Origin of the sequence: Paenibacillus sp. BGI2013 (genome assembly GCF_002843485.1) — a bacterium.
In the GTDB taxonomy this organism is placed as follows: domain Bacteria; phylum Bacillota; class Bacilli; order Paenibacillales; family Paenibacillaceae; genus Paenibacillus; species Paenibacillus amylolyticus.
Genome location: NZ_PJFA01000014.1, coordinates 69,585 through 92,499 on the forward strand (window position 1 = coordinate 69,585; position 22,915 = coordinate 92,499).

At 46.3% G+C, this 22,915-nt stretch carries 17 protein-coding genes; 11 read left to right on the forward strand and 6 right to left on the reverse strand.

The features are described 5' to 3' along the window. Positions 1-92: 92 nt before the first annotated feature. The gene (locus tag CXK86_RS26155) at positions 93-3,266 is read right to left on the reverse strand and encodes an alpha-mannosidase (RefSeq protein WP_101314822.1); all 3,174 of its coding nucleotides are present in this window, start codon (positions 3,264-3,266) and stop codon (positions 93-95) included. 199 nt (positions 3,267-3,465) lie between these two features. Between CXK86_RS26155 and CXK86_RS26160 the strand changes: the two genes are divergently transcribed. Beyond that, positions 3,466-4,389, forward strand: coding sequence for an AraC family transcriptional regulator (locus tag CXK86_RS26160; protein WP_076254272.1), 924 nt, complete (start codon positions 3,466-3,468; stop codon positions 4,387-4,389). A gap of 214 nt (positions 4,390-4,603) precedes the next feature. Here CXK86_RS26160 and pdxA read toward each other — a convergent pair whose 3' ends face one another. The 4 genes from pdxA to CXK86_RS26180 all read right to left on the reverse strand — a co-directional run bounded on the left by pdxA (position 4,604) and on the right by CXK86_RS26180 (position 9,828). Beyond that, positions 4,604-5,605 carry a 4-hydroxythreonine-4-phosphate dehydrogenase PdxA gene (gene pdxA / locus CXK86_RS26165; RefSeq protein ID WP_076254271.1) on the reverse strand — a complete coding sequence of 334 codons (1,002 nt, stop codon included), beginning with the start codon at positions 5,603-5,605 and terminating at the stop codon, positions 4,604-4,606. Continuing rightward, complete coding sequence (locus CXK86_RS26170; protein WP_076254269.1) at positions 5,602-6,897, reverse strand: four-carbon acid sugar kinase family protein; 1,296 nt, start codon at positions 6,895-6,897, stop codon at positions 5,602-5,604. Before CXK86_RS26170 ends, pdxA begins: the two co-directional genes overlap by 4 nt. 95 nt (positions 6,898-6,992) lie before the next feature. Then, positions 6,993-7,979 (reverse strand): 2-keto-3-deoxygluconate permease, encoded by a 987-nt coding sequence (locus CXK86_RS26175; RefSeq protein WP_076254267.1) that lies wholly within the window; start codon positions 7,977-7,979, stop codon positions 6,993-6,995. A gap of 166 nt (positions 7,980-8,145) precedes the next feature. Further along, on the reverse strand, positions 8,146-9,828 hold the full coding sequence (locus tag CXK86_RS26180; protein WP_076254265.1) for a sigma-54-dependent transcriptional regulator: 1,683 nt from the start codon (positions 9,826-9,828) through the stop codon (positions 8,146-8,148). Positions 9,829-10,445: 617 nt separating this feature from the next. Between CXK86_RS26180 and CXK86_RS26190 the strand changes: the two genes are divergently transcribed. The 7 genes from CXK86_RS26190 (at position 10,446) to CXK86_RS26220 (ending at position 16,903) form a co-directional block, all read left to right on the forward strand. Next, entirely contained in the window at positions 10,446-11,150 is a 705-nt protein-coding gene (locus CXK86_RS26190) for a PspA/IM30 family protein (protein ID WP_076254260.1), read from the forward strand. Between the two features lie 36 nt (positions 11,151-11,186). Further along, positions 11,187-12,218, forward strand: a complete 1,032-nt coding sequence (locus CXK86_RS26195; RefSeq protein WP_047841485.1) for a TFIIB-type zinc ribbon-containing protein — start codon at positions 11,187-11,189, stop codon at positions 12,216-12,218. Further along, on the forward strand, positions 12,215-13,015 hold the full coding sequence (locus CXK86_RS26200) for a TPM domain-containing protein (protein ID WP_076254258.1): 801 nt from the start codon (positions 12,215-12,217) through the stop codon (positions 13,013-13,015). Before CXK86_RS26195 ends, CXK86_RS26200 begins: the two co-directional genes overlap by 4 nt. Positions 13,016-13,091: 76 nt before the next feature. Next, entirely contained in the window at positions 13,092-14,135 is a 1,044-nt protein-coding gene (locus CXK86_RS26205; protein WP_076254256.1) for an SPFH domain-containing protein, read from the forward strand. 209 nt (positions 14,136-14,344) lie between these two features. Beyond that, entirely contained in the window at positions 14,345-14,572 is a 228-nt protein-coding gene (locus CXK86_RS26210) for a DUF896 domain-containing protein (protein WP_076254330.1), read from the forward strand. 86 nt (positions 14,573-14,658) lie between these two features. Next, positions 14,659-15,615, forward strand: a complete 957-nt coding sequence (locus CXK86_RS26215) for a ring-cleaving dioxygenase (RefSeq protein WP_076254253.1) — start codon at positions 14,659-14,661, stop codon at positions 15,613-15,615. Between the two features lie 199 nt (positions 15,616-15,814). Then, positions 15,815-16,903 (forward strand): low temperature requirement protein A, encoded by a 1,089-nt coding sequence (locus tag CXK86_RS26220; protein WP_076254251.1) that lies wholly within the window; start codon positions 15,815-15,817, stop codon positions 16,901-16,903. Positions 16,904-17,023: 120 nt separating this feature from the next. Here CXK86_RS26220 and CXK86_RS26225 read toward each other — a convergent pair whose 3' ends face one another. After that, on the reverse strand, positions 17,024-17,701 hold the full coding sequence (locus CXK86_RS26225) for a PBECR4 domain-containing protein (protein WP_076254248.1): 678 nt from the start codon (positions 17,699-17,701) through the stop codon (positions 17,024-17,026). 830 nt (positions 17,702-18,531) lie between these two features. Between CXK86_RS26225 and CXK86_RS26230 the strand changes: the two genes are divergently transcribed. The 3 genes from CXK86_RS26230 (at position 18,532) to CXK86_RS26240 (ending at position 22,910) form a co-directional block, all read left to right on the forward strand. Next, a complete protein-coding gene (locus CXK86_RS26230; RefSeq protein ID WP_101314823.1) occupies positions 18,532-21,315 on the forward strand; it encodes a glycoside hydrolase family 3 C-terminal domain-containing protein in 2,784 nt (927 codons plus the stop codon). Positions 21,316-21,504: 189 nt separating this feature from the next. Continuing rightward, on the forward strand, positions 21,505-21,696 hold the full coding sequence (locus CXK86_RS26235; protein WP_017691199.1) for a hypothetical protein: 192 nt from the start codon (positions 21,505-21,507) through the stop codon (positions 21,694-21,696). Between the two features lie 449 nt (positions 21,697-22,145). Continuing rightward, positions 22,146-22,910 (forward strand): copper homeostasis protein CutC, encoded by a 765-nt coding sequence (locus CXK86_RS26240; RefSeq protein WP_076254244.1) that lies wholly within the window; start codon positions 22,146-22,148, stop codon positions 22,908-22,910. The last annotated feature ends 5 nt before the right edge of the window (positions 22,911-22,915 follow it).

Sequence of the window (22,915 nt, forward strand, 5' to 3'; positions counted from 1 at the left end):
CATGTCAGATATGACAGGTGGCAGCCCTTTATTGCTTTATTGTTGAAGCATATTAAGCAATGTTGCAGTTTTTCATGTTGCGTAATTTCTGTTTACTGTTCAGCAGGGATACGGAAGGTCAGAATCTCATACGGTTTGATATCAAAAGAAATTCGACCATTTTCCACGGCGCATTCCGCTTCGTTATTCTCGAGCAAATCACACGCGTACGCCGTAGCACCTGCTCCCTCAGGCAATTGCAGGGAAGCACGGCTGCGGCGGCCATGTGCTTCGTAGACTCGGATGATCATATCATCGTTGTTCTCGGCTTTTTTGATAACCTCCAGCACGACATTATCCTGATCGACCGATGCAATTGACCATGTTCCCGGCAACGTACCGGTTTGCGGACTTACTTCACGGGCAACCAGCGGACGGTTGAGATCATAAGCAACTTGGATGACACGTCCTTCACGGAAGTCGCCCTGATGCGGATAGAGCGCGTAGGTGAATACGTGCTGCTCTTTGTCGGCATTTTCATTCGGGTACGTTGCGCTCTTGATCAGCGACAGTCGCATCACCGAGTTATGAATATCATATCCGTATTTGCAGTCGTTCAGCAGAGCAGCACCGTACCCGTTCTCCGCCAGATCGGCCCACTTCTGCCCGCACACTTCAAACCGGGCTTGATCCCAGCTGGTATTACGGTGGGTAGCACGCTCAACGTTGCCGTACTGGATTTCGTAGACGGCCTTTTCACTCCAGATATCCAGCGGGAAAGCGGCTTTCAGCAGCAAATGCTCCTGCTTCCAATCCACAAACGTACGGAAATCAATCCGGCGCGTGTGCGCATAGAAGATGATCGTTTGCTCAATGACCGAGTCCAGGAACTGTCGCTTCACTTGAAGCACGGAACGTACCGGCCCACTTTCAACCCACTCCAGCGACTGCAGGTCATTAATCTCCCACATATGCTGTTCATAATAATCGTCAATGTTCCATGCCTCGTATTCCGCAGGTCGATCCTCGAACACTTGCAGCACGTTACCACGCTTGCCAGACTGGAGCAGCTCACGGCCCTCCAGCTTGTCCCATACGGATGTGAACTCGGCACTTTCATTCAGGTGAATATCGTACCAAGGTGTGTGGATATGGCGCCGATCTGCTTCCCACTGTGCAACCGAAACTCCCGCGACAAGCTCGTCTGTTAGATCTGGTGTGATTCGGAAAGATTTATACCCGGATGCAGGCACGTTCTCTGCAAGGAACACGAGGCCTCCCTCGGGAGTCCGCTGGCTTGGTACAGGGCGATCTCCATCATAGACGGTTACTTTTCTCGCAAAAGCAGGCAGTTCAACCACATCCGTCCGTACAAATCCGGTCGTGTTGAATACTACAATGGCTTCGCCATCAGATGTAATTTGGCTTGCAATGCCGTTCAGCGCACTGTCTTTCAGCTCATCCGTGACACGTAGCACTTCTTCATATTGCTCCTTGGAATCCACATATACCTGCTCAATGGAGCTGCCCGGGAGAATATCATGGAACTGGTTCAGCATCGTCAGCTTCCATGCATGCTCCAGTGCATCGGTTGGATAGGCCGCCTGTGCATTCGCCTGACGATGAATCATGGCATACAGCTCGGCATCAGCCAGCGCAAATTCGCTATGACGGTTGTACCGTTTGTTACGCGCCATGGAAGTATAGGTACCCCGGTGATACTCCAGATACAGCTCACCCGACCAGCGAGGAACGGAAGGAACATCAGCCAGATTTTGCTCCAGCTTCTCGAAAAACTCGCGTACAAAGGTGCGTTTCACTGCGGGTACACCCGGCAGTCCAATATCAAGTCGTCTGCCATGCTCCAGCATCTCTTCGGTTGGTCCACCGCCGCCATCTCCGAATCCGAAACATTGCAGGACATCTGCATTGATGTTTTTGTTCTGGTATCGCTGCCACGTACCTTTTACTTGCGAAGCATTAAACCGACCATTATAGGTCGTTTCGAAGCGACGCTGCCTGAAATCAGGGTGTTTGTCATAGTCTGTTGCTGTGATGAAATGGGTCAGGACCTCTGATCCGTCGATTCCTCGCCAGTACATCGTGTCGTTTGGAATCTGGTTTGTATCATTCCAGGCAATTTTGGTTGTCATAAAATAATCAATGCCGCTCTTGCGCATAATCTGCGGCATCGCTGCACTATAACCAAATACATCCGGCAGCCAGAGCACACGGTTCTCTACGCCGAATTCTTCCTTGAAGAAACGTTTCCCGTATATAATCTGACGGATCATGGATTCACCCGAGATCAAGTTACAATCAGCCTCCAGCCACATTGAACCTTCCGCTTCCCAGCGGCCTTCGGCCACCTTTTCCTTAATTTTCTCATATAGGGATGGGTAGTCTGCTTTCAAGTACGCATACAGCTGGGGCTGAGAGGACATGAAGGTATACTCTGGGAACTTGTCCATCAGATACAATACACTCGCGAAGCTACGAATGACCTTCTCCCGAGTCTGATCCAGCGTCCACAGCCATGCCACATCGATATGCGTGTGTCCGATACAGTGCACGGTAGGGATGTGATCACCGGCAGGGCGGATATCACCATAGACATGATCTTGCAGATATCGGCGCGCTTCCAGTACCGATGCATGGAATTCTGAGCTGTTTTCCTGGCGCAAATCCAGCAGATTCACGGCTTTATTCAGATGTTCGACCAACTTCAGGCGCTCCAGATCATCCTCACGCAGTAGATCCGCAGCATCCAGCGCAGCCTTGAGATCGTAATACAAATCGGAGACTTGCTGATGATGCTCGGCGATATATACATTTAGAAAAACATCCGCGGCAGACGTACTGCAATACGCATATAATGCCAGTTCGAATTCATCACCTTTTGCCGCAGCGGGTGTCAGGTCAATTTCCGTATGGTTCACGTCTAGACCGCAGATCAGTTCCCCATTGAGGAATGCTAAGAATTGCGGATTATCGTAATTCCAGATGTCATCAGCACCAGTAACGATGGTACACACGACCTTTTTTCCTTCCAGATGATCCGGAATTCGAATGCGGGTTTTAAAGCAGCTGTGTACATCTTTGCCACCCCAGCCATCACCCTTACGGAATACGTTCCAGGAGGAAGGGTCCTCATGTACCAGTTCCCAGGAGTGGTAACCACTTTCTTTATGATAAAGCTCAGGGATATATGTTTTTGAGGTCAGTCGTGCACGTTCCAAGTGTTTCACAATGGTATGGATCCGAGTATACAAGGAATTCATTTTCATGTTGGTTTCCCACCTTGGTTTGTAGTAAGTACAGGCTGTAGTCGTTGTTGGAGTGATAATACTGCAAGCGCTAACATATCAACTCTATCATAACAAAAGAGAAATGGGCGAAACTATGTATTGTATGCTGAAAATAACGTCTTTTTATTGCATTTCATGCTAAAATAAAATCATTAGAATCAGGATAGGGGGCATGTCCATGACACCATCGGTTTTGGCATACGAGCAAGGATATGCGATCCATGTGAACCAGCCTGGAGATTCACTTTTTTATCATCTGGATTATGACGAGCGCTCCCATGAACTGAATATGGAATTTCAGCATTTCCATGATTTCTATGAAATCTGTATCCTTCTTGATCGAACAGCTGCGCACATCATTGAAGGTAGTTTATATGAGATCCAGCCTCTGGATATCGTTCTGTTGCGGCCTTCATTGCTGCATAAAACGCAATATCCGAAGGGTGCTCCGCCGAAACGATTGATGATCACCTTTGCCATGCCACGTAATACACCTGGTCTTGAGAGCGGTTACACAGAGTTGTTCTCGATTTTTGATAAACCGGTCCCTATATTCCGATTTACAGAAGAACGGCGCCAGGCGGTATTGAACCCTTTAAATGAAATCTATGCTCTATCACAGGATCCCTCCGCACTTCATTCAGTCGCGATCCATAGCAAGTTTGTTGAGTTTCTGTGTGCGATCCATCGATACTCGGCTGAGAATAGCTACGTTCGTGAAGAGACAGGTTCGTCTATGTCGCAGCGGATGTATGCCATTGCATCGTATATTCACAGTCATTATCAGAATGAACTGTCGCTCGAAGAGATCTCCAAACGGTTTTTCGTGAGTGCTCATCATCTATCCCGTCAGTTTAACAAAGTCACAGGTTTTACGTTTACCGAGTATATTCAGATGACCCGAATACGTAACGCCCAACAGATGCTCCTGAACTCTAACCAAAAAATCACCGAAATTGCTGCACAGTGTGGCTTCGCCAGCTTCTCTCAATTCAATCGCATTTTCAATAAACTGAATGGCATGTCACCGAGCGCATATCGCCGTAGCAGACATTCACAGAGTGAGCGTGAACTGATATCTTTGGGTAGTCCTGAGCGCTGATTGAAGACAGAGATAATCTGGGGATGTCAGTGGAGATGTGTTGCATAAATCGCGACAGCCAAGAATGTATAGAGGACTAATAAAAAAGGCAAACCCTCTAAGTTACAAGGGAATGCCTTTTTCTTTTTCCTTCTATATAAAGATACGTCTACCTGGAGATGGTCCTCCTGACCAGACTCACTCTCTCACTCATGTCCCCGTATGACGGCTACTCTTAAACTTGATCCTTCGGCGCCAGCTCAATAGCGGAGCGGATGGCAGCCAGCATGCTTTTATCATCTGCGATATTTTTGCCAGCGATATCAAAGGCCGTACCGTGGTCAACAGACGTACGGATGATACCGCCTTTCAGACCAACGGTGATGTTCACGCCTTCCTCAATGCCCATTACCTTGATCGGTGCATGGCCTTGGTCATGGTAGCAAGCTACGACGATATCGAAGTCACCGCGACCAGCGCGGAAGAAGAGTGTGTCCGCCGGGAGTGGACCAACGACGTTAATGCCTTCCTGCTGTGCACGCTCAATGCCGGGCTGCAGTTTCTCTTCTTCTTCTCCATTACCGAACAAGCCGTTCTCCCCGGCATGAGGATTGATTCCGCATACGGCAACGCGCGGATTCTCAAAGCCTGCTTTTTTCAACGTATCATGAGCAAGCTTCACGACGGTGTAGGTTCTTTCCGGGTTAATACTTGCAATGGCATCGATCAGACCCATGTGTGTTGTCAGGTGAATAACGCGCAGATTAGGCGTGGTCAGCATCATCGAGAAGTCCTGCGTATCCGTCAGGTCAGCCAGAATCTCGGTGTGCCCCGGATACAGGTGCCCCCCTTGATGGAGAGCTTCTTTATTCAAAGGCGCGGTGCAGATGGAGTGAATCTGCTGTTTTTTGGCAAGATCAATGGCCTTGGCGAGAAACTGGAATGCTGCATCTCCAGCCACGGCAGATACTTTACCGTATTCCAGATCCGCAGGAACGAGGTTCAGATCAATCACATCCACAGTACCGAATTCATACTTGGCTTCAGAAGGCTCTTGAATCGCGTTAACGATCAGACTTGAACCGATGACAGGCAACACACGCTCCAGAATCTTCGCATCACCGATAACGAGTGGATTGCACTGATTGTACATCTCTTGATGACCCAGTGCTTTCATAATAATCTCCGGTCCAATACCTGCTGCGTCGCCCATCGTAATTCCAATTGTAGGTTTCATACAAGAATACCCCCTTTTAATTTTTGAATCGCATGGATAAAGACATCCGGTTTACCGAATCCGCCTGCTTTGGTAATCACATGCAGATCATCAATCCCGATAAACTTGGAGATCGGCACGCCGATTTCAAGCTCATCCAGCAACTCGAAGCCGCTAATATTCCATTTCAGACAGATTTGTTTTGCTGTATCGCCACCGGTCATGGATACCCCTTTGAACAATCCCTCTTCCAGCAGTCTGGCACAGATCTCACCCATCGCAAGTACAATCTCGTTGCTGACTTCCGTGTGATTGAGACCACGAATTTCGCCCGTTGCTCGTGCCAGTTCGATATCCACCTGTTCAGCGGTGGAGTAGAGGACAACATCTTGTCCTTCCAGCGCTTTGTCTCGAACCTCGTTATAGACACGTTCCATCTCTTCCGCGCGGTCTGCGGTCGCGGATACCGCTTTGAAGGAATGGAAGGAGACTGAAGCTACGCGGGACTTGCGCATCAAGCGATGCAGCTGCTCGCGGGAGTTTTTGTTCACGCTGCCAACCACCGTTAGGATTGGACCGGGATTCTCCGGGATATCAAGTGACGCAGCCCTGGATTCCAACTCGTAATGTGCGGGGAGGTAATTGGCAATGCCCGCCGAACCTGCCCAAGTAAAGGTATACTCCAACTCACGAGTCATCTGCAGAATCAGTTCCAGATGTCTTTCTTCGGTGGAGTCCACCATTACATACGGAATGTTATTTGTTTTCAACTGTTCTAGCTTGGTGCGAATATGATTCTGCCCGGCTTCCAGATCGGCGACGGTGATCTCGCCAACTTCGTACTTGGTCTGTTGTTTCAACAAGTCCGGAAGGTAGGAAATCGTTACAGGTGTCTTCGGATCATGGGCAATTTCAGTATCTGCCAGCGGAACGCCGTTCAGGTAATGAATTCCTTCCAATATCGTCCGGTTATTTTTTGGATATCCCGGGGCAATCATCATAAAGTCCGGCTTTACGACATCATATACAGCATCAATCTCGATGCCGATATTACCACGCATGGTGGAGTCCATTTTTTTGAAAATCGTCTCAAATCCGTTGTTCGTCAGCAATTCAGCAGCCTGGTATACACGGTCATACGCTTCCTGCGAGGATATGGAACGACTATCTGTATCAAAGACGACGGCATCGTAACGTGTAAGAGGGCCTTCATCTACATTAAAAAGAACACTGGTCTTCAAGCCATGACGGGCAAGCTGCACCCCGCTGTCATTGGCACCGGTCAAATCATCTGCAATAATGGCTAATTTCATGCAGTCATCCCTCCTTGTAAGCACATTTTAATAAAAAGTCCGTTCAGATCATCCATTAAGCACAGATTAAGCACATTAAATCAGGTGATACCCATTTATGTGGTTGGTCGTTGATTGTATTTCTCGACTCCACCTGATTTCTCTAATCGTTTGGAGAGGAACCCGATGAAGATCGGCAACAGGATGGCTGTTGTTACAACGCTCGCTGCAATTTGCACCGTAGCAATCTCGGCAATTGGGCCAAATGAAGCATTAGCAGCCACGATGGCAGCAGGTGTACCTACGGCATTCCCGGCAGTTGAACCTTCGGAAGCACCAACGATAGGGTTCCAGCCGATGGCTTTAAAGAGCAGGAAACCGATTCCACCCGTTAATAACACGGTTAACACACCCAGTAAAATTCCGCTAAGACCACCTTGAATGATGGAGGAGAAGCTAATGTTCATACCCAGAGCAAATGCAAAGAACGGAACAAGTTTGTCACTGCCTTTATGCAGCCATTCCCCCAGATTGCGGTCCAGATTACCAATAATGACACCAACGATGAGCGGAAGCAATACCGCGACAAAGGCCATAGGGGAAAACATACCGTTTGCAAAACCCATCGCACCAAAGATGGAGAGCGCTGCCATGGTCAGGAAAGGACCATCACTGAGAGCGAGGAAAGGGTAGGCTGCTTTGTCATCTTCTTTCCCGTATTGGCCGGCGAGAGCAATGTACAAACCGCCATTAGAGTTAGTCATCGCAGCAATAATGGCAAGCGGGGCCAGGCCGAGAAATAACCCGTTTGAATCCGCGAACAATATAGCGATAAAACCAAGGGCTGCACCAATCACCCATTTGAACGTAAGCAAGGTCAAACCTTTGCCGACAGAGGAACCTGCTGTTTTAAACGTAATCTGTGTACCCGCAATGAACAGGAACAGGGCAATCAAAGTACTGGCACTGTTAACAAAAAGTGCTTCCGTGAATCCGCCAATGCGCAGGGCATTTGGGAAGAATGTATTAATGGTTGCACCAAGTAACAGGGGAACGACCATCATACCGCCAGGGATGCGATCTAAAGTTGCTTTAATGTTCATAGTAGTAGCTCCTTATGAAGTAATCGTTTTTATGAAGCGCTTGCAGGGATTATATTATCCCATATCGTTTAATATAGCAACAATAAATTATTGTAAATTTTAAATGCTTGGTTAACTGTTTAAAAATGCAACACATAAAAGCGATAAAAAAGACGCAAACTTAAAGTTAATCTTTAAGTTTACGCCATAATGTGGCCCGGTTAATCCCCAGACGCTCTGCGGCCTTTGATTGATTGTTATTTTCCTCCTGAAGCACGAACTGAATAACTTCTTTCTCAATCTCCTTCAGCGTACCGTTCAACTTCATTGGGCTTGAAGAAGGTTGCTGATCCAGCAAGCGGGACAAGGTAGCCGTGGTGATTACATAATCTTGTTCGTTGAGTGCAGCCTGCTTGATCAGATGTTTCAGCTGGTTGACATTCATATGTGTGATCTGATCTTGGATCAGCTGTAGAGCATCTTCTTTGATTCTCACCGCAGTAGTTCCGTATTTGTGGTAGTAATCCGTCAGGAAATGCTGCATCAGTGGAGCCAGATCCTCCGGTCTATCCGCAAGATTTGGCATCATGATTGTATTAAGCTCCAGATCAAGTGACCACTGCGGGTTCAATATCTGTTCCCCGAGTATAAACACACCTATTTGGTTTTGAAGGCAGCTCTGGATAAAGGCGAGCAACTCTGGATCTTCCATACGTGTTTCCATGTGGTTAATCTCTACATTTCTAACCTTGGCGAGTGGTATCTTGTGCAAATGACCGGGCGGAACTTGCGAGAGATCCATCTGTAATAAGAGTCCGCCACCTGAGTACATCTGATGAATATGTTTGACCAGAAAAGATTTACCGGAATCTGCTTCACCCCGCAGATAGATCGGTTCATGATTCTCGTAGAGTGCCCGAATGTTCTGTAATACCGCCTGCATGGCAGGGGATTCGGCAACGATAGGCTCCATCGATGCGTCCGTAAACGTTGTTATGCCGAATTGTGCAAAGGCATAGGGTTGTCCTTTTTCCAGCATATATACCTTGTAGTTCTTGTTGTCCAGGGTCGTTTCATAGGCGTTAACCGTGAGCTGGTAATCGTCCACCATGAACACATTTTGGATCTGGGATTGATGGAACTCCAGACTGGTATTGGTCAGATATATGTGATTATCGGTCAGCGGATTTTTCCCAAAATCGGTCAGGTTCTCAAATACAACCTCATTCCGTTCATTTAAAATAACTAAATTGGGATGTTCCCGTGTAACCAGGTCATTCAGGATGATCGATATCGCATGATTTTTGCTCAAATAACGATAGACCAACTGCGCATCCTCCATCGCTCTAAGGATGGATTCCTGGCCGGATTGGATCAACAATCCCTCCAGACCATAAGTCTTCGCGGTGTTGACGGTGATCACATCTCCGACAATCTGTCGGTACCCGGAAGCTTTCAACTCCAAGAGTAATCGTGCCACATCTTCCGAGCTATGTATGGTATAGACCTTGAGGGGCAGATCCATCAGATCAATAATCGATTGTGCACCAGAGGTGATGTTGGAGAAGCCAACAATAGCTGTTTGGCCGTTAAACTGGCTTGCTAGTGTAAGTGAACGAATCATATCATAGCCCGATAACTGCACATCAATGACGGGAATGGTCACTGCTTTTTTAATGAGTTGGGCGGTTCCGCCGCGGCTGATGATAATCTCTGCACCGTTTTTCTCAGCTTGAGTTGCTAATTCCACACCGTTTGCCAAGTCGCCCACGTCCGTCTGAATGGTTAACTGGGGAAAGCGAGGAATGCACTCTTGTATAATAGGAATCATCGATTCGTAGGGAGCAATAAAGTGAACTCGTGTACGCATAATTTTCCTGCCTTTATAGAAAACTTTGATCCCCTTATTATAGCCAACTTGCGAAGGAATGGCACCTATGGGGGAACCAGCCCTGTTGTATCTGCAAAATGCCTGTGTGTTATGCCTTCATAACTCTCCGAGTGGAATGTGATGAAGTACACTGAATCGAATCGTTATGTATTTCAAAATTAATGCATAATTGCACACGATAAGTATAGAGAAATGAGGAGATTACATATGGGAGACATTCATAAAGTGGCTGAGCCGGATCACATCATTAAGGATGTTGTTGGGAAGTTCCCGTGCAGGGTGCTGTGGAGTGAAGGCCGTCCATGTCTGGAGTATCAGAGGGAAGAGGATGTGGCGTTACCGATCCAAATCGGATTGCAGAGGAAAGTGTGCTGTTCATTAAAGGACTGTGAACTAGGAAGAAAGATACTGAGAATTAGGAGAGGATTTTTTGATTATAAGGCGACACTATAAAGTGCTCGTCTTTTCTTATATTACGTTTTATAGTACGTATTTGGATCATAGTAACTCCACTTGCCATCGTGAAATGTGAAACGTATGTCTCCGTATTCATGTATTATAGTATACATATGAACTTTTCGGAGGAGGAACAAGTAATGGGAATCTTATCGAGGTTTAGAGACGTGATGAAGGCCAATGTGAACCACATGTTGTCTCGGGCGGAAGACCCGGAGAAGAGTGTGAATGAATATATGCGAAGCCTGAGCAGTGATCTGGGTCAGGTGAAGGCTGAAACGACAGCGGTGCTGTCGGATGAGAGCCGGGCGAAGCGAGCATTGGATGAGTGTAGCGCCGAGGTCAAGAAATTACAGCGGTATGCGGAAAAATCAGCGGAGTCTGGAGACGAAGACAAGGCACGTGGTTTTCTGGAGAAGAAAGTGAAGCTGGCTGACAAATTGAATGAATTACAAGCCGCCTATGAACGTGCTTCCGCCAAAGCCAAGATGATGAAGCATATGAACGATAAACTGGTTGCAGATCTGGGGCAACTGGAAGCGCGACATGCAGAACTGAAAGGTCGCATGGCAGATGCAAAGGCGCAGCAACAGACCAACGAACGGAATGCATCTGCGGGCAGAGCTGATGCTGCATTGAAGGCCATGGAAGACAAGGCGAATCAGGCGCTGAACGAAGCAGAGGCTTTGGCAGAACTTCGTGCTGGGACACAGGAAGATGATTTGGACGAATTAATTGCCCGGTTGGAGAGGGACATGAACGCAGATGCGGGTAATAATGAGAATGCGTCGCCAAGTGCAGAGGAAGAACTCGCAGCGATTCAGGAAAAGCTGAATAATAAGTAATACGTTACACCATTTCGTTAACATTGAGGTGAGCAGATGCCGGTTATTGAATATAAATGTCCAAACTGCGGCAGTGGTATGATCTTTGACAGTGTGTCAGGTGCATTATCCTGTCCCAGCTGCGGCCGCCAGGACAACATAGAGCAGATCCCCGATCCCTTGAAAAGACAAGTATTCACCGAAAACGAGGTCAAAGAATACCACTGTAACAGCTGCGGAGCTGACATTGTGACAGAACCGGAGACCAGTGCGACGACATGTAGTTTCTGCGGTGCAGCGGTTGTACTCAGTGATCGGCTGACGGGCAATCTGGCCCCTGCGATGGTGATTCCCTTTTCGATCAACAAGGATCAAGCCAAGCAGGCTTTCAAAAAGTGGTGCAAAAACGGCCTTTTAACGCCAAGTGGCTTCATGTCCGCCGATCGGATTCAGAGCATTACCGGCATGTACGTGCCGTTCTGGTTGTACGAGTTACATAACAAAATCGAAGTGCATGGTCGTGGCACCAAGGTCAGATCCTACACACAGGGCGACTACCATTACACAGAAACACAGCATTTCGATATATACCGCCGGATTCGGCTGAATTACGTGAATCTGCCCATTGATGCATCGGAGAAAATGAAGGATGAACTGATGGATAAGCTGGAGCCGTTCCCATATAACCAGCTGAAATTGTTCAAGACCCCGTATCTGGCGGGGTACATTGCGGAAAAATACAGTTATACAGATGAGGAACTTTTCCCACGGGCGAAGGATAAAACAAGATCGTACATTGATTCTTATATTGCCTCAACCGTATCCGGTTATAGCAGTGTGAGCTACACGGACAAACAGATTGATACTACGCTCAAAAACGCGGACTATGTGTTGCTCCCGGTTTGGATGGTCAACTATGACTATAATCGGGCACAGTATACCTTTGCCATGAATGGTCAGACAGGTAAAGTGGTCGGTAAACCGCCGATCAGCAAAGCCAAAGTGGCTGGATGGTTCGCAGGGGTATCTGCGGTCTCGTTACTGTCACTGAAGCTGGTTTCCTGGATGATGGGAGGTGGATTCTTATGAGAAAAAGAACCCCTCTGGCCGTGATGGCTACGCTCATTTTACTTATGATCACCCTTGTTGCTCCGTTGATTCCCATGTCATCGGCATCCGCAGCGGAGAGCAAAAATCTCATCTACGATGAGGCCGACCTGCTGAGTGAGCAGGAAATAAGTGAACTGAATCTACTTGCGAATCAGTATGGCGCGGAACGGCAGACAGACTTTGTAATCTATACCTCCAATAACGAGGAGCATAAAAGTGAAAAACTGCTTACCGAAGACTTTTATGACGATCAGGGATTTGGTTACGATAAAACGCATGGAAACGCAGTTATTCTTACAATAGACATGTACAATCGGAAGATGTATCTGGCTGGTTTTTACAAAGGGGAAGAGTACATCGATAATGGCAGAGCCGATAAAATTACGGCCAAAATTGCCCCAGATGTATCGGATGGAAATTATAGATTGGCTTTTGAAAAATATCTGGAGCTCTCCTACGAATATATGGATCTTAAGCCCGGGGTAAACCCGGATAATATCCTCTTCAATACGTGGTTTCAACTTGCTGTATCCGTGGCAATCGGAGGAATTGTAGTTGGTATAATGACCCATCGTTCTGGCGGGCGAGTTACTGTCAATCGTGCAACATATGAGGATTCCAGTAATTCCAGTGTAATTGATCGTCAGGATCGGTACATTCGTACAACTGTCACCAAACGCAAGATTGAGAAGAACAATAACAACGGTGGCGGAGGCGGCGGTGGAGGCACCACTCGAGGTGGCCATTCCCATAGCGGTAGCAGCCGATCGTTCTAACATCACGGACACTCGTAATAACTTAACGCAGGCATGATGGCACACAATGCTTACTATAGAAGGGATGGGAATTAGTATGGGATTTTTCAGAAATCAATTTTCGAATGTGGTGGAATGGGAAGAGTTCAGAGATGACATGATATTTTGGAAGTGGAGCAACCGAGAGATCAAGAAGGGGAGTAAACTGATCATCCGTTCGGGTCAGGACGCCATTTTCCTGAATAACGGTAAAGTGGAAGGCATTTTCGAGGACGAAGGATCATTTAATATCGATTCCGAGATCATTCCATTCCTTTCTACATTAAAAGGATTCAAATTTGGATTCAACAGTGGCATGCGGGTCGAAGTCTTGTTTGTAAATACAAAAGAGTTCACCGTGCGGTGGGGCACACAAAGTCCGGTGTTGATTCCAACACCACAACTCCCGGGCGGGATGCCAATTCGGGCCAACGGAACATTTAATTTCAAAGTAAGTGACTATGTTACCCTGATTGATAAGATTGCAGGCATTAAGCAGAGTTATCTGGTCGAGGATGTCAAAATCCGAATCACTTCTGTGCTGGATCAGCTTCTAATGAAGTGGATTAGCCGCGAAGGGAAGGATATGTTCAACCTGCAGGCCAACGCATCGGATATTGCCAAAGGGATTCAGGAAGATCTGGATATGCAGATGATGGACATCGGCATTGGAATTACCGGTTTCCAAGTGATGAGCTTCAACTATCCAAAAGAGATTCAGGATATGATTACAAAGACCGCTTCGCATGAGATGATTGGTAATCTGCAAAAGTATCAGCAGGTCAGCATGACAGACGGCATCTCATCCGGTAAAGTACAGGGCGGCGGCGCGGCTTCGGATATGGCGGGCATGATGATGGGCATGAACATGGCCAATGAAATGATGAAAAACATGAACCAGAATCAAGGCCAAAACCAGAACAATAATTCCAATTCGTCTCAGAATCAGAATAGCGATCAGAAACCAGTGGGAAATAGCAACGGTGATTCAGGTAACTCTTCATCTACAGAAGGCAACAAGAAGCCAAACTTCTGCCCGAACTGTGGAGCCAAAAATGAAGGAGCCAACTTCTGTCCGAATTGTGGTCAAAAGCTGGGCTAATCAAATCAATACATGTAGGGCTAGGTTCGTAGTAAGTGAAATTACTGCGGAGCTAGCCCTTTTTTGTTTGGATTCATATATTTAATTTTGATAAAAGAGTTGACAACCGATCACAAATCATTTATCTTTAACTTAAGATATTTAATTTAAATATAAATAACAACCCAAACAAATATCTTTAATCCATTACATGAGGAGAGATCAAGATGATGATCCCAACATTGACCAGAATAAATGAACTTTCAAGAAAAGCTAAAGAGGGCGGATTGACGGAGATGGAAAAAGAGGAACAGGTTCGTCTTCGCCAGGAATATCTGCAAACTTTTCGCGGTTCGGTCAACGACATTCTGCTGAATGCAACCATCTATGATCCAAACGGCGATGACGTGACTCCTGATAAATTGAAACAAGAACAGGCCAATCAAAATAACAATTAAAATATAATTCGCTAGATCATATATCTTAATTTAAAGATAATACAAACTTACTATAAATCACTTACCAAACCAAGGAGGAATTAATCATGACTATTCAAACAGCAGGTATTCACCATATTACAGCTTTCGCAGGAGATCCACAGGCCAACGTTGATTTTTATGCCGGAGTTCTGGGACTTCGTCTGGTGAAAAAAACAATCAACTTCGATGCACCTGATGTATATCATCTGTATTTTGGAGATGAACACGGAAGCCCAGGTACCATCATTACCTTCTTCCCATCGGCTGGATCACCACGGGGCAAAATTGGCGGAGGTCAGGTCGGCATCACTTCCTATGTCATTCCTCCTGGGTCGATTGGCTTCTGGCAGAATCGGCTGGAACAGTATAACATTGAGGTAACCAAAACAAGTCGCTTCAATGAAGACCTGCTTCAATTCGAAGATGGCGAAGGCCTGCGGCTTGAGCTTGTTGAACGGGAAGAGGGAGCAATCAGCACTTGGGCGCATGAAGGGATTCCGACCGATAAAGCGATTAAAGGCTTCGGTGGTGCTGTCCTGTTCAGTGTTAACCCGCAAAGAACGATGGATGCTCTTGAGAAAATTTTGGGATTTGTCAGAGTGAGTGAAAATGAAGAGTATGCTCGTTTCCGGTCCAGCGGGGATATCGGTAATGTCGTAGATGTTCCAGTGACCCGTATGGCTCTGGGTATGGGCGGCGCAGGAACCGTGCACCATATTGCATGGCGCGCCAAAGACGATGAAGAGCATGCACAGTGGAGTGAAGCTGTACGTGATTACGGGTACCAACCGACTCCAGTGCGGGATCGTCAGTACTTTAACGCAATCTACTTCAGAGAAGCTGGCGGCATTCTATTTGAAATTGCTACAGATCCTCCGGGCTTTGCCAAAGATGAACCTGCTGATTCGCTTGGACAAAAATTGATGCTGCCTGAATGGTTTGAGAAATACCGCCCTCAAATTGAGGACAATCTGCAACCGATTGTGGTAAGAACGCTCGTACCTGCTACAGCTGCGAATTAATAAGAGTTCTAGAAAAAACCTGAAAAAGCGAAGCGTTCGCCTAAAAGCTTTCTGAAAGAAAGCTACATCGGAAGTATACGCTATCCCCGGATTTTCCCTTAGGAAAAGGGAATCAAAAAAATCTGGGGGTAACAGCGATTGAAGGGTTACTCGTCATCGAAGTGTATGTGTAATGAAAAACCTAAAGGAGCAACGAAGGATGATGGAGAAAAAGGTTACCTGGCTGGAGCTGTTTTACGATCTGCTCTTTGTAGCAGCGGTCTCCAAAGCAGGTCATGTCCTGTTACATGCCGAACATGGAGTAATTACGTTTGAATATTTAATGAAGTTTGTGCTTATTTTTATCCCTGTTTGGTGGGCATGGGTCGGTCAGACCTTGTTTATTAACCGCTATGGTCAAGATATCCTGATCCATCGAATATTCCTCATCCTTCAGCTTCTGTCCGTTATGGTCATGACGGCAAGCCTCTCTACCCATTTTGACCAATACTACCTGTCCTTCTTCATTGGATATATCGGCTCACGGGCATTTACGGCGATTCAGTATCTGACGGCTCACAAGTCAAAAGGCGAGCATCAGCAGCAAGCGGCTCGTTACTTGGGTACCTGTTTCCTCATTGGGATTTTGATCTCATCAGGTTCATTGTTCTTCGATTCCTGGTTACGCTACGTGATTTTGTATGCGGGGATTGCTGTGGACATCGTACTTCCGTTGATCGGACGCAAAAATCTGGTGAAGGTACCGGTTCAGACCCATCACTTGTTGGAACGTTTCGCGCTCTTTACACTCATCCTGCTGGGTGAATCGGTGGTAAGCATTATCGCTGTGCTGCAAGCCGATCATTGGGATATGAAATCCATTCTGTTTGCCGCCTTTACGTCCATCTTTGTCATTGCGATATGGTGGCAATACTTCGACAACGTGGAGAAAAAAGTCAGCAAAGAGATTCAGACTGCCGGGCAAGCGATCATATACGGCCATCTGTTCATCTACATCTCTATGAGTATGATCGCTGCCTCAATTCAGCTGTTATATCAGAATCAGTTAAACTATGTGTTCATGCTGGGGTTTGTATTTGGATCAGCGTTACTGTATTTCTTGTCGACATCACTTGTGTTCCACCGTTACAGACACGCACATCTACGACTCCGGCCACGTCATCTGGCAGTCATGGTGGGGTTACTGGTGGCATTTGTCCTTGTTGATCTGGTCTACCAGGTTCCGGGTTATGTCATCATGGGCGAAGACATGTTATTCTTCCTGGTGTATGCGAAACTTACGACTTAATATATCAAAGAATTCTATAGCCTTCTAGGTAGCAAAACAAACTAAATAACCGTTTTCCAGTAGTATACCGGAGAACGGTTATTTAGTTTGTACCTGAAATCGATTCCAGATGAGACACCATTAATAGTTATCTGATGATTCAGAGATGTTGATAGCAGTAGAGGCTACTTGTGTATCGGGTCTTAACATTTTTAAGGTCTTAACAATGGGTATGGGTCCTTTTTGACCATCAATGAACGTAGTGCCCGAATTTATTTGTGTTATCGGTTCGATAAGAAACGTTCTTGCTACATATGTTCCTTCCACTATTTTATCTATTCCAAGATGGATGTAAGCATTGTGATACACATCAAATATTAATAGGGCACAATTAATACTATTAACAGGTTGAGTGTAGTAAACGACTTGTGTTGAAGACATAAGTAGCTTGGGAATGAGATGGAAATTAACTAATTTACTTTTTACACTATTGAATCCACCCTTGTTTTTCTTTTTTAAATCTTCAAACGTAATTATACCGTTCATAACACCATTGAAACCTGGCATGCCCTTATATTTTGAAGCTGCGCGTTCCTTCAAAGTTTTATTGACAATACTTTGTAAGCCTACAAGATGACAAAAGTTTTCTTTGTTAAAATCTAAGTGAAGTACGGAGCCGTCTCCCAAGTTGTATGTAAATCGATATGGTAATAGATAGCTGATGTAGTAGTCGAGGAGCAATTTTAGGTTAATCTGATCTATTCTTGGTTTTACATCTAGTGAGTGTAAGTCGTGGACATGTGATATCCTTTCGAGCATATAGGTTCCCTCACAGTTTCTATTTACAAACTAAAAAAGACGCTAGGTAGATAGAACCAGCGCCTTCACAATTATAATATGGTGGCGACTAAAAGCTCTGTTCCGCGTCTTATTTAAAGTCCACCGCGGAGTGGAACTAGGGGTCGCCTTCCCCAGTGACCCTAAGGGTCCAAATATAGTATATTCCGTATTACCGTGTGTTATGCAACTAATTACTCTATTCCGCATCTTATTTAAAGTCCACTGCGGAGTGGAACCAAGGGTTGCAACCCTGGTGAGCACAGTACGCTCCTAATTTGTTGATATCACTAGTATACCACAAAAGCCTTTTAGTTCAACGAAATAGGAGGTATTATCCATACGTTTATCGGAATTAATTCCCTAAATATTATCCTTGAATCATTGTATTCTTAACGAATAATTGATTGAATGAGCGTGTTCTTACATCGTGGAACGGCGTAATTGTGTCTGCAACTTTTGACGTTAGGGTAATTTCTTCTCAAAAGCACAAATCTAATTTAATTTCTTCTATAGAATCTGTTAATATGAGACTATGTACAAGTGAATCTACCAGATCATAGAATATCTTTTATATAAAATGAGCGTAAGAAACAAACATGAAAACGGAGAGGACAGAAATAACCTGAAGAAGCATAAGCGTTCGCCTTTATCAACGGATTTCTCCCTTTAGGAAAAGGGAATCAAGAAATCGGGGGATAAGAGTGATCGAAGGGTTGTTCTGTCCTAGTAGTGGCCGAATGTACGTTTTGTTAGTTCATTTTATATATAGCGATTCGTAGATATGGGGATGACAATCAGGAGGGAAATCATTGAGCACACATCAAATCGGAGTTCCATTGGAAGGGTTTGCAGAGTTTAGTCGTACGGTTGCCGCTGAAGGAGCCGTTTTACTCAGAAATGAAGGCCAAGTGCTTCCACTTCGTGAAAACGAAAACGTTTCAGTTTTTGGTCGCATTCAAGTCAATTATTATCGGAGCGGCACGGGTTCAGGCGGTAGTGTTCATGTAGCTTATACAACGAATCTGTTAGATGGTCTTCGCAGCAAAAAGAATATTACTGTTAATGAAGAGCTGGCAGCTGTCTATGAGAAGTGGATTGAGGAAAATCCATTTGATGATGGCGGAAAAGTATGGGCGGCTGAGCCATGGAATCAGAAAGAAATGCCTTTGACGGATGAACTGGTTGCACAGGCCAGAAGCAAGTCTAGCAAAGCCATTATCGTTATTGGACGTACAGCAGGAGAAGACCAGGATAATGCGGATGCGCCAGGAAGTTACCAACTGACAGAAGATGAGAAAGCGATGTTGAAGCAAGTTACGTCGCAGTTTGAACACACAATCGTTGTGTTGAATGTCTCAAATATCATCGACATGAGCTGGTTAAACGAAACGTATCTACATCCGATCCAAGGCGTAATTTACTCCTGGCATGGCGGTATGGAGGGTGGTAATGCGATTGCCGATGTGCTGGCGGGGGACGTTACACCAAGCGGTAAACTGACAGATACGATTGCATATTCCATCGAAGATTACCCTTCGACAAGCAACTACGGCAATGAGTTCAAGAACCTGTATCAGGAAGATATCTATGTAGGTTATCGTTATTTCGAAACGTTTCGACCTGAGCGCGTTCAGTTTGAATTCGGTTACGGCCTGTCTTATACGACGTTTTTGGCCCAACACGAAGAAGCAAAATCAGTGTCCAAAGACGGCGAAACCTACATTGAAGTTCGTGTAAATGTGACCAACTCAGGTACAACATATGCGGGCAAAGAGGTTGTGCAAGTTTATTATGAAGCACCACAAGGCAAACTGGGACAACCGGTGAAGGCTTTGGTGGCTTTTGGCAAAACAGGATTGTTGCAGCCGGGCGAGTCAGAACTTCTGACGATCAGCTTCCCGATCCATGCCATGGCATCTTACGATGATGCAGGTGTTACAGGTCTTGCTTCCGCGTACGTATTGGAAGAAGGCACATACCGACTGCATGTAGGAACCAGTGTGAAACAAGTGCAGCATATCAGCATTGATGGCCAGGATGGATATGTGATTGAATCCCTTCAATTGGTGGAGCAACTGCAAGAAGCGATGGCCCCAACTGAAGATTTTACACGGATGAAACCAGGTACGCGCAAGGAAGATGGATCTTATGAACTGACTTATGCAGAAGTACCGAAACGTAAGATATCCATGGCAAACCGGATCGAGCAGAATCTCCCGCAAACGCTGGAGCAGACAGGTAACCAGGGCCACAAGCTGAGTGACGTTAAGGCTGGCAAAGTGAGTCTGGAAACCTTCATCGCTCAACTGAGTGATCAGGATCTGGCGGCGATTGTCCGTGGCGAAGGCATGAGCAGTCCGCTCGTTACTTCGGGAACAGCATCTGCATTTGGTGGTGTCAGCGACAGCCTGTTTAACTACGGTATTCCGGTAGCATGTACGGCAGATGGCCCGTCCGGTATTCGTATGGATAGTGGCGAAAAGGCAACACAGGTATCCATTGGTACGTTGCTTGCGGCGACATGGAACAAGGATCTTGTTGAAGAGTTGTATGTGATGGAAGGACAGGAATTGCTAAGAAATCAGGTGGATACCCTGCTCGGACCTGGACTCAATATCCGCCGGAGCCCGCTTAATGGCCGGAACTTTGAGTACTTCTCCGAAGATCCACTGATCTCGGGTGTATTTGCGGCAGCATGTACGAAAGGTATCATGAAGGGTGGTTCCAATGCCACACTGAAACACTTTGCCTGCAACAACCAGGAGAAGCACCGCAGTAAAGTAGATGCTGTTGTCTCCGAACGTGCACTGCGTGAAATTTACCTGAAAGGGTTCGAAATCGCTGTAAAAGAAGGCGGAGCAAACTCCATCATGACCTCCTACAACCCGGTTAACGGACACTGGGCGGCATCCAACTACGACCTGAACACCACGATTTTGCGTGGCGAATGGAATTTCGACGGAATCGTAATGACCGACTGGTGGGCGATTATGAATGATGTGACCGAAGGTGGAGAGGCTGATCGCAAATACACCAACTGGATGATTCGTGCGCAGAATGATCTCTACATGGTTGTACCGAACTACGGCGCAGAGATCAATGGCTGGGACGACAACACGATTGAATCCTTGGAAAATGGAACATTGACTCGCGGAGAGCTGCAACGCTCGGCGATTAATATCTGCAAGTTCATCATGAATGCACCGGTGTCCGGCAGAAAACATGAGATCGTGGAGAATGTCGCTTCGTTCCAAGCGAATGCCTCCCTATCTGCTGCACAAGCTCAGGATCTGGTTGAGAACGCACAGGTGAAACCTGCAGTAGCTGAACCCGTCTACATGAAAGTGAGCGAGGCCGGCCATTATCGGATTATCGTACAGATCATGTCCCCTGAGCCGGAACTCGCTCAAAGTGCATGTAACCTGCTCCTGAATGACCAGTTGGTAACCACCATCCAAACAAATGGTACGGAAGGCAAATGGATCAGACAGAAACTTGTCAAAATAGATCTTGAAGCAGGACTGTATGAATTGAAACTGGACTTCACCAAACCAGGTCTCCAGATTGATTGGATCGAATTCAAGCAGGTGTAGAAGATAATCGGAAATATCAGGTGATAAGAGCAATCGAAAGGTTGTTCTGTCATCGAAAGCAGAATACGTGGGTATATGACAAAGGACACTGTACGCAGGTGTCCTTTGTTGTAACACAGAATAGCTACTGTTATGATAGTGTTATGAGATTCGTAGTTCTGAACAATGGGGTCAGGGGTGTTGCGAGGAATGAGAAATTATAATTTTTTGAGTCCAATCCTGCTGGTTGTGGTGGCGCTGATTGTGAGAGGCCTGGTGACTAACCTGGGAGTTCTTTTCGGATTATCACAAGAAGTGGCGAGTAATATTGCCATGATAGCCATGATCATTGCTGCACTGATTATGTTTAATCGAATGACGAAGGCTCGGCGTAGAAAATAGAAAAAGCTCGGATAACCAGAAGGTTATCCAAGACACGAAGACACCCTCGGGGTGTCTTTTTTGTATTGACGTTCTGATCCTAACGTTTTAGACTATTGCTAATTGATAATAACATTATAAATAACAAAAATAACAAAACTCATCAAACAAAGTATATGATGTCCGTTGCACTCTCTATTTGCTAGCCCATTCCGGTCCCCAAAGGAGAATCCAATCATGAAGATCATTGCCGACAAACCATATATCGTTCAGGACGGTCAGCCTTTGCAAATTGGGATCTGGAAGCTGACCGTCGCCCATAATGATGAAGAAGGACCGCAGGAGCGCTGATGAAGCGTTCAGTCGGTCCTTTATGTCATGGATCAGGCTGTGTGCAGTTCGAGTGATGTCTATCGATACGGGTTAACGGTTCTAGAATAATCTACGATGAAGTGAAGGGAGCGATCCTTATGGAAAGACAGCCTGTATTGGAAGTCATTGCTGTGGATGCGGCAGATGCCAAAGCAGCTGAGGAGGGAGGGGCTGATCGGATTGAGCTGGTGTCTGCGATGTCTGAAGGAGGACTTACCCCCGGTTATGGTGTCATGGAGCATGCGGTATCCCGAGTATCCATTCCGGTGTATGTCATGATCCGTCCGCATAGCCGCTCGTTCCGCTATAGCGCAGATGACATCCGCGTTATGACCCAGGATGTACGCGTGGCGAGGGAACTTGGAGCCGCTGGCATCGTGATCGGCGCCCTCACCGGAAATGGTGAAGTCGACCTCATATCCTTGCAATCATGTATGGCCGAAGCTCAGGGTTTGGGCGTTACGTTTCATCGTGCTATTGATGTGAGCACAAGCCTGACTGAGGCGCTCAAGGCCATTAACACATTGGGCAACGTGGGGCGTGTACTTACATCGGGAGGAAAACAGACAGCACCTGAAGCGATGCAAGAACTGAAACAGCTTCAGCAATTGGGGCAAATCTTGAACATCGCTGTCATGGCAGGGTCGGGGGTCACCATAGAGGGAATTCAAACGCTAGTGAGTCAGACGGGTATCACGGAAATCCATATGGGATCAGGCGTGAGGTACAAAGGCAGCTTTAATTATCCCATGGATCCACATTTGGTTGAAGAAGCCAAGCAGCAGTTATTGCTTGCATCAAGGCCATTCATGGACAGTAGTGCACTGAGTAGTGGTCCAAGCAAGGGTGGTCCAATGGTATAGGGATG

Coding starts and splice junctions, on each gene's coding strand:
- CXK86_RS26155 (WP_101314822.1), bottom strand. CDS start 3,266: ATGAAAATGAATTCCTTGTATACTCGGATCCATACCATTGTGAAACAC.
- CXK86_RS26160 (WP_076254272.1), top strand. CDS start 3,466: ATGACACCATCGGTTTTGGCATACGAGCAAGGATATGCGATCCATGTG.
- pdxA (WP_076254271.1), bottom strand. CDS start 5,605: ATGAAACCTACAATTGGAATTACGATGGGCGACGCAGCAGGTATTGGA.
- CXK86_RS26170 (WP_076254269.1), bottom strand. CDS start 6,897: ATGAAATTAGCCATTATTGCAGATGATTTGACCGGTGCCAATGACAGC.
- CXK86_RS26175 (WP_076254267.1), bottom strand. CDS start 7,979: ATGAACATTAAAGCAACTTTAGATCGCATCCCTGGCGGTATGATGGTC.
- CXK86_RS26180 (WP_076254265.1), bottom strand. CDS start 9,828: ATGCGTACACGAGTTCACTTTATTGCTCCCTACGAATCGATGATTCCT.
- CXK86_RS26190 (WP_076254260.1), top strand. CDS start 10,446: ATGGGAATCTTATCGAGGTTTAGAGACGTGATGAAGGCCAATGTGAAC.
- CXK86_RS26195 (WP_047841485.1), top strand. CDS start 11,187: ATGCCGGTTATTGAATATAAATGTCCAAACTGCGGCAGTGGTATGATC.
- CXK86_RS26200 (WP_076254258.1), top strand. CDS start 12,215: ATGAGAAAAAGAACCCCTCTGGCCGTGATGGCTACGCTCATTTTACTT.
- CXK86_RS26205 (WP_076254256.1), top strand. CDS start 13,092: ATGGGATTTTTCAGAAATCAATTTTCGAATGTGGTGGAATGGGAAGAG.
- CXK86_RS26210 (WP_076254330.1), top strand. CDS start 14,345: ATGATCCCAACATTGACCAGAATAAATGAACTTTCAAGAAAAGCTAAA.
- CXK86_RS26215 (WP_076254253.1), top strand. CDS start 14,659: ATGACTATTCAAACAGCAGGTATTCACCATATTACAGCTTTCGCAGGA.
- CXK86_RS26220 (WP_076254251.1), top strand. CDS start 15,815: ATGATGGAGAAAAAGGTTACCTGGCTGGAGCTGTTTTACGATCTGCTC.
- CXK86_RS26225 (WP_076254248.1), bottom strand. CDS start 17,701: ATGCTCGAAAGGATATCACATGTCCACGACTTACACTCACTAGATGTA.
- CXK86_RS26235 (WP_017691199.1), top strand. CDS start 21,505: ATGAGAAATTATAATTTTTTGAGTCCAATCCTGCTGGTTGTGGTGGCG.
- CXK86_RS26240 (WP_076254244.1), top strand. CDS start 22,146: ATGGAAAGACAGCCTGTATTGGAAGTCATTGCTGTGGATGCGGCAGAT.